This is a genomic window from Fictibacillus sp. S7 (assembly GCF_004127935.1).
GTDB lineage: Bacteria > Bacillota > Bacilli > Bacillales > Fictibacillaceae > Fictibacillus_C > Fictibacillus_C enclensis.
The window spans coordinates 2,083,428-2,096,907 of the sequence record NZ_QJKL01000001.1 but is presented as its reverse complement, the minus strand read 5'-3'; the positions used below and the strand labels follow the sequence as shown (position 1 = coordinate 2,096,907).

Genomic DNA, 13,480 nt, shown 5'->3' with positions numbered 1-13,480 from the left:
GAGATACATCATGAAAAAATATTCACTTATCGTTTTAGTTATCGGGGTGCTGTTGTCGGCTTTCTTAAGCGGATGCAGCGGGGGAAGCAAAGAGGAAAAAGTAAAAATGGGCATTAGTGGATCGGACAGTGATGTCTGGAAATACATTGCGGAAAAGGCTAAAAAGGAAGGAATCGATCTTGAAATTGTGGAGTTTTCTGATTATGTTCGTCCCAACCAGGCACTGGCGGACGGAGATATTGACGCAAACTCGTTCCAGACCATTTCTTACTTTAATTCCTTTAAAAAGGAACATAAATTGGATTTAGCACCGATTGCCACAACCGTAATCGCGCCGATGGGCGTTTACTCTGAAAAATACAAAGACATCAAGGATATACCGGATGGAGCAACCATTGCCCTCCCGAATGAAGCGACAAATATGGGCCGCGGACTTCTCTTGCTGCAAAGCGCCGGTCTCATCAAGCTGGAAAATAATTTTGACGGCAATGGAGATTTGAAAAAAGTTATCGAGAACAAGAAGCATTTAAAGCTTAAGCCTGTGGTTGCCGGACAAACACCGCGCGTGCTTCCGGATGTGGCAGCTTCCATCATCAATAATGGGGTGGCAGTGGACGCAGGAATGAATCCAAAGAAGGATGCTATTTATCTGGAGAGCAAGACCGCCAAGCCTTACATCAACATTATTGCGGTCCGAACAGAGGATAAGAACAATAAGACGCTAAAGAAAATCGCGAAGATTTACCAATCCAAGGCTACTGCCAAGAAAATCAATGACATCTATAAGGGCGCAACCATTCCAACGTTCGTCCCATTAAGTGAAATAGGAGAATAAAAGAGAGAGAAAGGATCTGAGAAAATGACTGTCATCAGCCGTACTGTAGAGGAAATTCAAGAGCTTATCACTGTGAATGTAGAGGAAAATGCAGCAACATACATTGAGACCTCACATGAGATCCATGAAAATCCAGAAATCGGAAATGAGGAAATTTTAGCGTCCAGGCTACTGACCTCATTGCTTGAACGAGAGGGGTTCAAGGTAGAACGTGGTGTAGCTGGCCATGAAACATCGTTTGTTGCCAGCAAGAAATCAGCACTGGATGGCCCAACGATTTCGTTTCTGGCTGAATACGATGCGCTCCCGGGGCTTGGGCATGCCTGCGGTCATAACATCATCGGAACCTCAAGTACGGCTGCGGCGATTGCTCTTGGGTCCGTGATTCATGAAATTGGCGGTGAAGTCAAAGTGTTTGGTACACCGGCTGAAGAAGGCGGGGAGAACGGAAGTGCAAAAGGCAGTTTTGTTAAACACGGACTGCTTGATGGCACAGATGCGGCCCTGATGTTTCACCCGGGTAACGCCAACCGTGTAACGGGAACATCCCTCGCGGTTGATCCGCTCGATTTTGAGTATATCGGTAAACCTGCTCATGCGGCAGCGGCACCGGAAAAAGGCATCAACGCGCTTGACGCCGTCATTCAGCTGTTTGTCGGAATCAACGCTCTCAGGCAGCATGTACCGGATGATGTGAAAATTCATGGGATCATCACTCATGGAGGAGATGCACCGAACATCGTTCCGGAATACGCCAAAGCACGTTTTTACATTCGTGCCGCCACACGCGCCAAGCTGGATGAGGTGACGAAAAAGGTAAAAGGGATTGCTGAAGGTGCAGCTCTGGCCACAGGCGCAACGTTGAATGTGATCGCCTTTCAAAACAAGGTCGATAACCTTTTATTGAACCGTTCCTTTGATAAAGTATTTCAAGAACAACTCGAAAGCCTTGGTGCTGAAGTTGACAGTTCGCATCGAAGCGGTTTGGGATCCACTGATGCCGGCAATATCAGCCAGGTGGTTCCAACCATTCATCCTTATCTGCAGATTGGCCCGGAGAGCCTGGTAGGACATACCGATGAGTTCCGTGAGGCGGCCATTTCACCGGCAGGAGACCATGCGCTCATTCTCGGAGCCAAGGCACTGGCATTAACCGCATTGAAGCTTCTGACAGACGAAGAAGTGCTCTTCGGCATCAAGCAGGAATTTGAAGTGAACAAAGCGAAGGAGATTGCTTCTGTTTAAGGTCTGTTTTTTCTGGATGATTGGATGAATTGAACCGAATTTCGAATAATTGAACCAAAATCTGCTGCTAATTGAACCTGTTTTATTATTCCGACTTCTGGCGGAAAAACCTCTCGAACAAACGGGAGGTTTTTCTTTTTAACATGTGGAGTGGTACGATAATCTCAAGGAGGCGTTACAGATGATAAAAAGCATTTCAGATACAACCGTGCTGCATAACGGTGTTCGCATGCCATGGCTGGGGCTAGGCGTCTATAAAGCGGAGGATGGCCAGGAGGTCATTAACGCCATTCAATATGCGCTCGAAGCGGGATACAGAAGCATTGACACAGCTTCGTTTTACAAAAATGAAGAAGGTGTGGGACAGGCCCTCATGGAGTCGGGTGTTCCAAGGGAAGAACTTTTTATTACCACAAAAGTGTGGAATACGGAGCAGGGTTACGAAACCACACTGCAGTCTTTTGAAGAAAGCAGAAAGAAGCTCGCCCTCGATTATGTGGATCTTTTCCTGGTCCATTGGCCCGTTTCTGGCAAGTACAAAGACACTTGGCGAGCGTTGGAACATCTCTATAAAGAGGGGAAGGTTAAGGCCATCGGTGTTTGCAATTTCGAAATCCACCATCTGGAAGACTTGCTCGGTGACTGTGAAATTGTGCCAATGGTCAATCAGGTGGAGTTCCATCCCCGTCTGACCCAAAAAGAATTGCTGTCTTATTGCAAGGGCAAAAATATTCAGCTTGAAGCATGGCGGCCCTTGTTAAAGGGAGAACTCTTTGATGAGCCTGTATTAGTAGAGCTGGCAAAAAAATATGAAAAGACAGTCGCACAGGTCATTCTCCGTTGGGATCTCCAAAATGGTGTCGTCACCATACCAAAGTCGGTAAATAAGGAAAGAATCTATCAAAACAGCGATATCTTTGACTTTGAATTAAGCAGAGAAGATATGGAACAGATCGACAGATTGAATACGAATCATCGAAACGGACCCAATCCGAACGACTTTTAAAAGAAAAAACAGTAAGATTGTCACAAAAGGCCACCTGTTATAGAACAGATGGCCTATTTTTTATTTTGTTATAAAAAGATGTTGCACATCCTTGTCATTGTGTTATATATTATTTTACAAGATAATAAACTGTTTTATAACAGAATAAAAACACGAAGAGGAGGAAGTTAAATGGATTGTAAAGGATGTCAGGGGCATGGTGAGGAAACTTGCACGGAATGCAATGGTTCAGGGAAGCACAGGAACGGGAATTGCCCGGATTGCCAGGGTGACGGATGCGTATGCTGCAAACGTTGCAACGGAAACGGAATCATTGATTAAAGAGCTAATGGAACGTTTGTGAGGTACATGATCGCTATATTAAATAAGGAGTGAAAAATGATGAATCAAAAAGAAACGGCTGAACAAATCAAGGAGAACTGGAACGACAAGCGGTGGGAAGGAATAGAAAGAACGTATACGGCAGAAGACGTTGCCAGATTAAGAGGTTCGGTTCAAATTGAGCATACTCTTGCAAAAAGAGGGGCTGCGAGGCTTTGGAAATCACTGCAGGAAGAGAACTATGTTCATGCGCTGGGAGCATTAACAGGGAATCAGGCCGTTCAGCAAGTAAAGGCAGGACTGAAAGCGATTTACTTAAGCGGCTGGCAGGTAGCGGCAGATGCCAACCTTTCGGGTCACATGTACCCGGATCAAAGCCTGTATCCGGCAAACAGTGTGCCTAATGTCGTGAAAAAGATCAACCAGGCATTGCAGCGGGCCGACCAAATTGAATTCTCCGAGGGGAAAACGGACACCGACTGGTTTGTACCTATTGTTGCAGATGCGGAGGCCGGATTTGGCGGTGCGCTTAACGTTTTTGAAATGATGAAGGCGATGATTGAGGCGGGAGCTTCCGGTGTGCATTTTGAAGATCAGTTGTCCTCTGAGAAAAAATGCGGCCATCTTGGAGGAAAGGTGCTGCTCCCGACACAGCAGGCTGTGCGCCACCTGATTTCTGCAAGACTTGCCGCAGATGTGATGGGTGTGGATACGATCCTCATCGCACGGACAGATGCCAATGCGGCGAACCTGATTACAAGTGATGTTGATGCGTATGACCATCCGTTTTTAACGGGTGACCGTACAGCGGAAGGATTTTACAGAACAAGTGCCGGAATTGATCAAGCCATTGCCAGGGGACTTGCCTATGCTCCATACGCAGACCTGATCTGGTGCGAGACATCGGAACCGAACCTTGAAGAGGCACAAAAGTTTGCAGATGCGATCCATGAACGTTTTCCAGGTAAAATGCTCGCTTACAATTGCTCGCCTTCCTTTAACTGGAGAAAGAAGCTGGATGATGAAACAATCGCGACTTTCCAGCAGCAGGTTGCAGCGATGGGCTACAAGTTCCAGTTTGTTACTCTAGCAGGCTTTCATACCCTTAACCATGGCATGTTCGAACTTGCGAAGGAATATAAAACTAGGGGAATGGCAGCCTACTCGGAATTGCAGCAAAAAGAGTTTGACAGTGAAAAGGATGGCTATACGGCTACCCGCCATCAACGAGAAGTAGGTACAGGCTACTTTGATGAAGTGGCTCAGGCCATTTCAGGGGGCCTTTCTTCAACCACAGCATTAAAAGGATCGACTGAAGAAGAGCAATTCACGATCACCAATTGAAGTTTAAAAGAATCCTGCTTTCTCTTAAAGGGAGAGCAGGTTTTTTGTGTTGTGAAGTCAGCTTTAAACAAGGACTGTTTGATATTTCCATTTTTGTATGAGAGAATAAAAGGCGTATTTTGCCAATATGCTAGAATGGTAACTTTTGCAGTACATAAGGGGGTTATTTTTTGTCGCTGAATCTGAAGAATGTAGATAAATCATTTGGAAAAACGCATGCGGTTTCCGAGTTTACAGTGAATCTGCCCAAGGGTCAGGTGCTGGGACTGCTTGGACGGAATGGAGCAGGCAAGACGACCACGATTAAAATGATATTGGGTCTTCTTGTACCGGATGCTGGGGAAATTTATTGGGAGGGAGCTCCCTTGGACAGAGAAAAGATTTCGATCGGATATTTGCCGGAGGAAAGGGGCTTGTACCAAAAAAGCAAGGTATCCGATCAGCTTCGGTATTTTGCAGAGCTGGAAGGGATGGACAGGCAGAGCGCTAATCAGGCAATTGACTACTGGCTGGAAAAATTAGAAATCCAGGAGCATAAAGAAAAAAAGGCCTCTGACTTATCAAAAGGCAATCAGCAGAAAATCCAGCTGATCGCCACCCTTATTCATGACCCGGAACTGCTCATTCTTGATGAGCCCTTCAGCGGCCTGGATCCTGTAAATGCCAATATGCTGGCGTCCATTATTGAGGAACAGGTTAAAATGAAAAAAACGGTTATCCTATCCTCTCACCGCATGGAGCAGATTGAAACATTTTGTGAAAAGGTCTGTCTGATGAAGGACGGTAAGACGGTAATCCAAGGCAACCTTAGTGAAATTAAGCAGAATTATGGCTACCGAAATCTGACTCTTCATAACGATGGGGAGCTTGAAAACAAGCTCCAGGAGTGGAAAATTGTATTCGAGAAAACACTCAATGAGGTAAAGCTTAAGGTGCGGGATGAGTCAGAAGCGTTTGAATTGTTTAGCCGGCTGCACTCGGCCCATATCCCGATTCGCTATTTTAAAATGCTTGAACCTACATTGAACGAAATCTTCCTGGAGAAGGTGAAGTAACATGAAAAAATTTGCGGCAATTTATAAATTCCATTTAAAAGAAAACTTGAAATCAAAGGCATTTAAAATCTCAACAACGATCATCTTTGTCGCCATATTGGCATTCTTTGCTTACTCCAATTGGGCGAATCAGAATGACAGCGGGAATAAAGATACCATTGCCGTAATCAATAAGACGGAAAGTAACATAAACGTCAAAGCCCTGAACAAAACATTAGATGAGACAAAGCTGGGATCAGCACAGAAGGATGAGGAAGAGAAGTTTCGAAAAAAGGTGGAGAAAGGCGACCTGGATGGACTGTTGCTTGTCCGCGAGCAAAAAGGGGTCCCGGCCCTGACGTATATCTATAAAAACTTCCCGAACAATGAAGCGGTACCCGTGGTTTCACAAGCACTGCAGCAATCGTATATTGCTGACACGATTGCCAAAAATAAAATCAATCCGAAAACCGCCACATCTCTCCTTTCAACCGTGCAGGTGAAAGAAGAGGTTCTAAAGGATACCAGTAATACGTTTGGAATCGTTTATGTGTTTGTTTTCTTTATGTATCTGTTTATTATTGCATTCGGACAAATGATCGCCACCGCGGTCGCTGCAGAAAAATCCTCAAGGGTTATGGAAATCATGATTCCGAAAGTGAAGCCCATTTTGATGATGTATGCAAAAATTGCGGCCATTTTAACGGGAGCTATCGTGCAACTCGCAATTATTGCTGCAGCCGGATTGATCGCTTATGCCATCGGCTGGCTCGATACCAACGAGCTTTCCATTTTTGGATCGGGAATCGATCTGTCCAACCTGACCCCTGGCGTCATTGCAGCGTTTATCACTTACTTCATATTGGGATACCTTCTGTATGCGATGATGTATGCTGCTGTCGGTTCCATGGTCAGCCGCACAGAAGACTTGGGCGCCTCACAGTTTCCAATCATTATGCTTATTATGGGGGCATTCTTCATCGGAATGCGGTCGCTGTTCGATCCTTCGACAACGCTCGTTGTGGTCAGCTCGTACATTCCCTTTTTCTCACCGATTGTTACATTTTCAAGAATCGTAGCGGGTGAGGCAGGTACACTTGAAGTGATCATCACCATTGCCATCCTGTTAATCTCCTTGTTGTTCATCAACCGGCTGGCAGGAAGAATTTATGTGCATGGGGTCATGCATTACGGCGGAAAAGTAAAATTCAAAGACATGATTCTGCTTGCAAAAGGCAAGTGAGAAAGGAAAGCCGGCAGCATGGGTCTGCAGGCTTTCTTTTTTAAGAGTGAATGGGAGACACACAGGAAGAATGATACACTGATAAAGAATAGAGGAGGCTCATTATGCTTATACAATGGAAAAAAGAACACAAGGATCAGGCAATCCGGGATATTCAGCAGTTTTTCTATGACGAAAGAGGAGAAGAAATCGGAGAGATCGCGGCAGAAAATGTGTTGGATTTTTTTTCCTCACAGCTGGGGCAGCACTTTTATAATCAGGGAATCAAAGATTCATTGAATGTGGTCAGAGACCGGCTTGGGGCAGTGGAAGATGATTTATATGCTCTTGAGCGTAAATGAGTAAAAGCAGCAAGGCTGGCGGCCTGCTGCTTTTTTAAATGTTCAGCCTCACAACGGCACGAAGACGGAAGCTGCCGCTCATCCGGATTCTCTGTGCCTGCTCGGTTGATGCGTATAAGGTGTAAATAGCCAATTCAGCATTATCGCTCAGGGTTTCAGAGCCTGTAAGTGCCGTCGTCTTTTGCATCTGAAGATCCTGGGTGCTATCCTCTGTCTCTGCCACAAGGATGTCAGGATTTCGCCTTATCGTGAGCTTTATTGTTGCAGGTTCACACGGAAAGCCCGCCGTCCATCCGGCCGATGCTTCGATTTCTACCTTGTTTCCTTTGGACAACTGTGTAAAATGCACTGACAGGAGGGGGATTTCTTGATTAGGCGGAAGAAAGTCACTTGGACTGTTCAAGTCAGCTTCTTTGGTGATGGCCAGTTTTTTCTGAAACGTGCTGTATCGTTTCGCATCGGTGGTGCTGTTTCCAAATTTAAACTTCATGCTTGTTCCTCATTCTGCTTTTTTGATAGTTTATGTGAATGAAAGGACAAGGGATTGGACCTGCAGCCCTATGGGATGGGTAACGGATGTTTATCATTTGGGAAAGTAAGGAATAAATACGGGTGCAGATGAAATTAAAAAGGAGTGAAGTGAAATGTCATCCAAAAAGATACTGTTTGTTGTAACCAGTCATGGTACCATCGGAGATCACAAAACGGGTTTGTGGCTTGAAGAGTTTGCCGTTCCATACAATGAATTTAAAAAACAGGGATATGAGATCAAAGTGGCAAGCATCGCTGGAGGCGATGTTCCATTGGATCCGAACAGTCTTGAAGGGGATACAGGACAATTTGAGGAAGCAAAAGCCCTTTTGAAAGATACGCCTCCATTAACGAGAGATGATGCCCATGGATTCGATGCGATCTTTCTTCCGGGAGGACATGGAACCGTGTTTGATTTTCAAAACAGCCACGATCTCCAGGTCGTTGTTTGTCAATTTGCAGAAGATGATAAGGTAATTGGTTCTGTATGTCACGGTCCCTCCGGACTGGTCATGGCTGCCTGCGCAAACGGGGCTCCAATTGTAAAAGGGAAAAAGGTTTCGGCGTTCACCGATTCGGAAGAGGCGGAAATGGATCTTACCGAAGAGGTGCCTTTTCTTTTGGAAACGAGATTGCGCGAACTGGGAGCAGAATTTGTAAAAGGAGAGAACTGGGCGGATTTTGCTGTAGCTGACGGAAAGCTTGTTACCGGTCAGAATCCGCAGTCAAGCTTAAGCGTAGCAAAGAAAGTTATTGAAGTTCTTGAAGCATAACAGCTACTAAAAAAAGCTGTCGGTAACCAGCACACGCTGGAATCTGGCAGCTTTTTTTTTGGCAAAGTTGGGTGGATAAGCGGTGCAATCCTGAATAAGCGGAATAAGATGGTATGTACAAAGGAGGAGATAGAACATGAATCTGGACAAAGACCTAAAGCCAACAATGAATGCTGTTCCTCCCGCTGCCCTCCAAAAAGCGGGCTCCCACCAACCTTATCACTATTTGCTTCTATGCCGGCAATATATGGGCCAGTACAGTGAACTGGAAATGATGGATGGAGAGGTCTATTCTGGACTGTTAAGTTCCTATGATAGTGAAAATCTCTATATGGCTATACCCTTGAACGGGAAAGAGGCGGAAGCCAGCCGTGTCGTGTTCCCTTTTTTTGCAGGCGAACTGCATCCGGGAGTTGGACTTTTCGGCTTTCCTTTCCATGGCATACGACGTTTTCGGCCGTATGCCTGAAGGCCTTTTAGTTCGCGTGGACAGGATTAAATAAAATAAAGGCCGATTATCAGCTTGTCCATAACCTGATAATCGGCCTTTATGTTTGTTTTGCATCTTCTTTTGTAGTTTGTTTTTCGTTTTTCTGGTCCGCAGATCGGCAAGGGCATAAATTCCCCTGTTATCCGAAGGGTTTCTTTTTCCTTCCCTGATCATCCGGTCTCGGAGTTTCCTGGCTTTGCTTTTACTCATGGTTCATCCCTCCTGTTTATAGTATACAGATGATCACGTGATATGTAAGGGCAACCTTTCGTCATTTTCCGGGAAATAAATAGCGGGTTCCTCAACAAATGGGGGATTAGGGGGGGAAGTTAGGAAACAAGAAGAATAATGATATAATCTCCCTAAATTAGTAGAACGGTGTATCAGAAGGGAGAGGATGTGTTGAAACAAAATCTGAATCTTTTTAAGGAAAAAGCCCTTGATTTTACTAGAGTGGGCATACAATTACCGACCCATCGCTCTCCGATAATCCCATTATTTATGTTAATGAAGGCTTCCTGTCCATGGCTGGTTATGAGTATGAAGATGTGATCGGGAAAAATTGCCGCTTTCTTCAGGGGGAAGATATGGATAAAGATTCTGTCAGGGAAATAAAAAAAGCCTTGCAGGATAAGAAGTTCCATTAGATGATCACACTTCATCCCTGATTTTTCAACTGCATCATCTTCTTAAACTGCTTGGCACGGACCTTGTACTAACCGGTATTTCTGCACAACTTGCCATGAAAGCAGGCACCAGCCATGAATTGTATTCCTTGAAAACCTATTTGTCGGTTCAAGAAGCCATTTACGGTTTGAGCAAAATATAAAAAAACAGAGTGCCGGCATCCTGGCGCTCTGTTTTATTTTATATACATCATACGGCTGGCAAGACTCATGCCTTTTGGATATTTGAAGCCAATGATCATCCATAAACCGAAGAAAATGAAGCAGAAAAAAATGAATACAACGAGAAAAATATCCCATAAAAAATGATTTTGAGGCTTCTTGAACTTATATTCAATATGCCAATTTCCATCTCCGAGATTAAGAGTATTATCGACTTTTCCTTTTGCTTTTGAAAATACATAGATGGGAGAAGTGGTGCTTTCATCTCCTTTGACTGGTTTTTGTGAAAAAACAGCCAAATACTCCAGTCCTTCGATCTTTGAGGCAATGGACGAAATTTTTTCTTTGGCGGGTGAAGATAATGTTTTTGAATCCTGCTGATCCAGTACTTTAAAAATTTCATTGGGATTGTGAGAAAATAGAGTGGTGCGTTTATAGTCCTGCCACATAAAAATGGCAAACACCAGAAAGCTTACACTCATAAACAGCAAGGTAGACCGGAGAAGCAAGCGGGTGTAACCAAGGGTTCCCCGTTTTTTTCGTTTTTTCTTTTTATACTCCGAAAGAAGGATAACTTTTGGATGATCCCCCATCATTTTTCGCACCCTCCCTTTAAACAAAGTGAATTATTTATATATTCTACAAAATTTGAAATAATCCTACGATTGGTTACATGGTAATTAGGGTAAATATCTCATGGGACTATTGTTTGGTATCTGAGGATCAAAGCGTTCTAAAAAAAGCAGACGTGAACATATGCCCAGGATAGTACAATCTCTCTAGTACTTTTGTGGCTAGTATTTGAAGATTCAACACGTTACCATTGAATTAGTCAGAACTATCAAACATTAAAAAAGGGGGAAAAGCAGTGAAAAAGTTCTATTTGCCAATGTTGTTAATTGCTGCGATGATTTTGTCGATTGCCGGCTGCGGGTCCTCGACATCCACAACGAAGAGTGGGGATGAGGTGGAACTTAAAGAAGATGGCGTTTTTTCTTTTGTCGTCTCAGGCGAGTTCTATCCGTTCAGCTATTCAGACAAGAATGGTAAGCTTGATGGATTTGATGTTGCAGTTGGAAAGGCTCTTGCCAAGGAAATGGGATTGAAGGCAAAAGTGGACAAGCAGAAATTCCATGGAATTGTTACGGCGGTTAAGACCAACCGGTTTGATGCAGCTGTTGCCAGCCATACTATTACTCCTGAACGAATGAAAGCGGTAAATTTCAGTACACCGTATTATTATTCCGGACCGGTTTTGTTTGTTCAAAAGGGCAGCGGCATTAAGAATGTAAACGACCTTAAAGGCAAGAATATCGCTGTAGCGAAAGGCTCTACATACGAAAGTGAAGCACAAAAATACTCCAAAGACATATCGGTATATGACAGCGATGTAACCGCATTGCGTGCCTTAAGTGAAAAGAAGCATGATGGTGTCATTACGGACTCCATTACCGGCAAACAGGCTATTGCAAAAGGCTTTAAAGTAGAGGAAGCAGAAACGCTTGGCACGAGCGAACAAGCGATTGCGGTATCAAAGAAAGACAAGCAACTGTTAAAAGCGATCAACAAAGCGCTGGAACAATTAAGGAAAGACGGAACATTGAAAGAAATAAGCGAAAAATACCTGAAAACCGATATTACAAAAAAACCATAAAATCGATGAAGAATGTGTGTTACACTGCACATTCTTTTCTTTCAAAAGGAGCTGAACCAAGATTAGACATTTTTTCGAAGTATTTATCGACAGCTATCCGCTCTTTATGAAAGGATTGCTGCTTACCTTACAAATTACGGTGGTTTCCGTATTAATTGGTACGATAGTCGGATTGCTGTTTGCCTTTTTTAAGCTGTCAAACAGCAAAATTCTTAACTGGATTGCCAACGTGTACATAGCGATTATCAGGGGTACGCCGTTGATCGTACAGATTTTCTTCTTTTATTTTGGTTTAGCAGAACTTGGAATTTCTTCTTACTGGTGTGCAACACTGGGGTTGGCGCTGCATAACAGTGCCTACATCGCCGAGATTTTCAGGGGCTCCATCCAGTCCATTAATAAAGGACAGCTCGAAGCAGGACGGTCACTTGGCATGAGCACGGCACTTGCCATGAGGAGAATTGTGCTTCCTCAGGCATTCCGGCGCGCATTGCCTCCGCTTGGCAACCAGTTTATCATCGGACTGAAGGATTCATCATTGGCCGCCTTTATTTCGTCTTCAGAATTGTTTAATGTGGCCACCACCCAGGGGTCAAGAACGTTTGAAGAAATGACGTATCTTTTAATAGTGGCGATTTACTATCTGGTACTGGTATTGTTGTTCACCCTTTTGGTTAATAAACTGGAAGGGAAAATTTCCGGAGGAGACGAGTAGGGGGGAACGAGTGTGGAACAGAGAAAAGTAATGATAAACGTTAACAACTTGAATAAGTCCTTTGGTGAACTGCATGTTCTAAAGGATGTGAATATCGAAGTTCATGAGCAGGATGTGGTGGTTTTAATTGGTGCCAGTGGTTCAGGTAAAAGCACATTGCTCCGCTGTTTAAACTATTTGGAGTACAAGGAGAGCGGCACGATAACAATTGATGGCAAAGTAATTGAACCAGATCAAACGGATTTGAACAAAGTGCGTCAGGAAGTGGGAATGGTCTTTCAGCATTTTAACCTTTTCCCTCATAAGACGGTATTGGAAAATGTAATTGAAGCCCCGGTAATGGTCAAAAAGATTCCAAAAGTAGAGGCGATCGAGGAAGGCAGAGCGCTTTTAAAGAAAGTGGGATTGGCGGACAAGGAACATGTTTATCCATCAAAGCTTTCCGGCGGCCAGAAACAAAGGGTGGCGATTGCAAGATCACTCGCCATGAAGCCAAAAATCATGTTGTTTGATGAGCCGACTTCGGCCCTCGATCCCGAATTGGTTGGTGAAGTGCTGTCGACGATGAAGGATCTGGCGAAAGAAGGAATGACCATGCTCGTCGTAACACACGAAATGGGCTTTGCAAGAGAAGCGGCCGATACTGTGGTGTACATGCATGACGGCAAAATTGTAGAAAAGGGTACACCGAGCGATATTTTTTCCCAGCCGAAGCATCAGCGTACAAAAGATTTTCTTGGAACTATCCTGTAAATAAAAGATAAGAAGGCCAGGCCCGTCTTTGAACCGATCAAAGAAAATGGCCTGGTTTTTTATGCGTTTTTTTTCAAATAGGAGTCAAAAACGAAGGGACCGAAGGGAAGGACCGAAGCAACAAGGGCTCCCATGACCAGAGGGAATGACCAACGGTTTTTAAATGTGGCATAAGCCAGTGCGATCAGATAAAGAACAAAAAACAACCCATGTAGAGAACCGGCAATGGTAACAGCCAGTGGAAGATCGGCAAAGTATTTGAGCGGCATGGCAATGGCAAGCAAAACAAGAAACGAGATGCCTTCAAGTGTTCCAATTAGGATAAAACGTTTGAGGGATGGATTCAT

17 protein-coding genes are annotated in these 13,480 nt (G+C 44.2%); 14 read left to right on the top strand and 3 right to left on the bottom strand.

Features of this window, described 5'->3' with window-relative positions; genetic code table 11:
- The first annotated feature begins 10 nt into the window (after positions 1 to 10).
- The 8 genes from DMO16_RS10710 to DMO16_RS10680 all read left to right on the top strand — a co-directional run bounded on the left by DMO16_RS10710 (position 11) and on the right by DMO16_RS10680 (position 7,369).
- Complete coding sequence (locus tag DMO16_RS10710) at positions 11 to 835, top strand: MetQ/NlpA family ABC transporter substrate-binding protein (RefSeq protein ID WP_129477385.1); 825 nt, start codon at positions 11 to 13, stop codon at positions 833 to 835.
- Positions 836 to 859: 24 nt separating this feature from the next.
- Positions 860 to 2,080, top strand: coding sequence for a M20 family metallopeptidase (locus tag DMO16_RS10705; RefSeq protein ID WP_129477382.1), 1,221 nt, complete (start codon positions 860 to 862; stop codon positions 2,078 to 2,080).
- A gap of 181 nt (positions 2,081 to 2,261) precedes the next feature.
- Positions 2,262 to 3,086 (top strand): aldo/keto reductase, encoded by an 825-nt coding sequence (locus DMO16_RS10700; protein ID WP_129477380.1) that lies wholly within the window; start codon positions 2,262 to 2,264, stop codon positions 3,084 to 3,086.
- 196 nt (positions 3,087 to 3,282) lie between these two features.
- A complete protein-coding gene (locus DMO16_RS24275) occupies positions 3,283 to 3,429 on the top strand; it encodes a hypothetical protein (protein WP_156412540.1) in 147 nt (48 codons plus the stop codon).
- A 38-nt stretch (positions 3,430 to 3,467) separates the two neighbouring features.
- Complete coding sequence (gene aceA, locus DMO16_RS10695) at positions 3,468 to 4,751, top strand: isocitrate lyase (RefSeq protein WP_425590030.1); 1,284 nt, start codon at positions 3,468 to 3,470, stop codon at positions 4,749 to 4,751.
- A gap of 170 nt (positions 4,752 to 4,921) precedes the next feature.
- Positions 4,922 to 5,806 carry an ABC transporter ATP-binding protein gene (locus DMO16_RS10690; RefSeq protein WP_061967565.1) on the top strand — a complete coding sequence of 295 codons (885 nt, stop codon included), beginning with the start codon at positions 4,922 to 4,924 and terminating at the stop codon, positions 5,804 to 5,806.
- A 1-nt stretch (position 5,807) separates the two neighbouring features.
- Positions 5,808 to 7,028, top strand: a complete 1,221-nt coding sequence (locus DMO16_RS10685; RefSeq protein ID WP_061967568.1) for an ABC transporter permease — start codon at positions 5,808 to 5,810, stop codon at positions 7,026 to 7,028.
- A 104-nt stretch (positions 7,029 to 7,132) separates the two neighbouring features.
- Positions 7,133 to 7,369: a DUF2164 domain-containing protein gene (locus DMO16_RS10680; protein ID WP_129477376.1), complete on the top strand. Its 237-nt coding sequence runs from the start codon at positions 7,133 to 7,135 to the stop codon at positions 7,367 to 7,369.
- Positions 7,370 to 7,403: 34 nt separating this feature from the next.
- Here the strand turns inward: DMO16_RS10680 and DMO16_RS10675 are convergent, their stop codons facing one another.
- Complete coding sequence (locus DMO16_RS10675) at positions 7,404 to 7,859, bottom strand: hypothetical protein (RefSeq protein ID WP_061967572.1); 456 nt, start codon at positions 7,857 to 7,859, stop codon at positions 7,404 to 7,406.
- 154 nt (positions 7,860 to 8,013) lie between these two features.
- Between DMO16_RS10675 and DMO16_RS10670 the strand changes: the two genes are divergently transcribed.
- The 3 genes from DMO16_RS10670 (at position 8,014) to DMO16_RS25425 (ending at position 9,810) form a co-directional block, all read left to right on the top strand.
- Complete coding sequence (locus tag DMO16_RS10670) at positions 8,014 to 8,673, top strand: type 1 glutamine amidotransferase domain-containing protein (protein ID WP_129477374.1); 660 nt, start codon at positions 8,014 to 8,016, stop codon at positions 8,671 to 8,673.
- A 136-nt stretch (positions 8,674 to 8,809) separates the two neighbouring features.
- A complete protein-coding gene (locus tag DMO16_RS24270; protein WP_061967576.1) occupies positions 8,810 to 9,142 on the top strand; it encodes a hypothetical protein in 333 nt (110 codons plus the stop codon).
- A gap of 545 nt (positions 9,143 to 9,687) precedes the next feature.
- On the top strand, positions 9,688 to 9,810 hold the full coding sequence (locus DMO16_RS25425) for a hypothetical protein (RefSeq protein ID WP_425590029.1): 123 nt from the start codon (positions 9,688 to 9,690) through the stop codon (positions 9,808 to 9,810).
- A 215-nt stretch (positions 9,811 to 10,025) separates the two neighbouring features.
- Here the strand turns inward: DMO16_RS25425 and DMO16_RS10655 are convergent, their stop codons facing one another.
- Complete coding sequence (locus tag DMO16_RS10655; protein WP_129477372.1) at positions 10,026 to 10,607, bottom strand: hypothetical protein; 582 nt, start codon at positions 10,605 to 10,607, stop codon at positions 10,026 to 10,028.
- A 293-nt stretch (positions 10,608 to 10,900) separates the two neighbouring features.
- On the opposite strand from DMO16_RS10655, the gene DMO16_RS10650 reads away from it, so the two are divergent.
- The 3 genes from DMO16_RS10650 (at position 10,901) to DMO16_RS10640 (ending at position 13,133) form a co-directional block, all read left to right on the top strand.
- Positions 10,901 to 11,665, top strand: coding sequence for a transporter substrate-binding domain-containing protein (locus DMO16_RS10650; RefSeq protein ID WP_061971416.1), 765 nt, complete (start codon positions 10,901 to 10,903; stop codon positions 11,663 to 11,665).
- A gap of 106 nt (positions 11,666 to 11,771) precedes the next feature.
- Positions 11,772 to 12,380: an amino acid ABC transporter permease gene (locus DMO16_RS10645; protein WP_061967580.1), complete on the top strand. Its 609-nt coding sequence runs from the start codon at positions 11,772 to 11,774 to the stop codon at positions 12,378 to 12,380.
- 30 nt (positions 12,381 to 12,410) lie between these two features.
- Positions 12,411 to 13,133, top strand: coding sequence for an amino acid ABC transporter ATP-binding protein (locus DMO16_RS10640; RefSeq protein ID WP_129480368.1), 723 nt, complete (start codon positions 12,411 to 12,413; stop codon positions 13,131 to 13,133).
- Between the two features lie 59 nt (positions 13,134 to 13,192).
- On the opposite strand, the gene DMO16_RS10635 is transcribed toward DMO16_RS10640, so the two are convergent.
- The gene (locus DMO16_RS10635) at positions 13,193 to 13,480 is read right to left on the bottom strand and encodes a DUF3817 domain-containing protein (RefSeq protein ID WP_061967582.1); all 288 of its coding nucleotides are present in this window, start codon (positions 13,478 to 13,480) and stop codon (positions 13,193 to 13,195) included.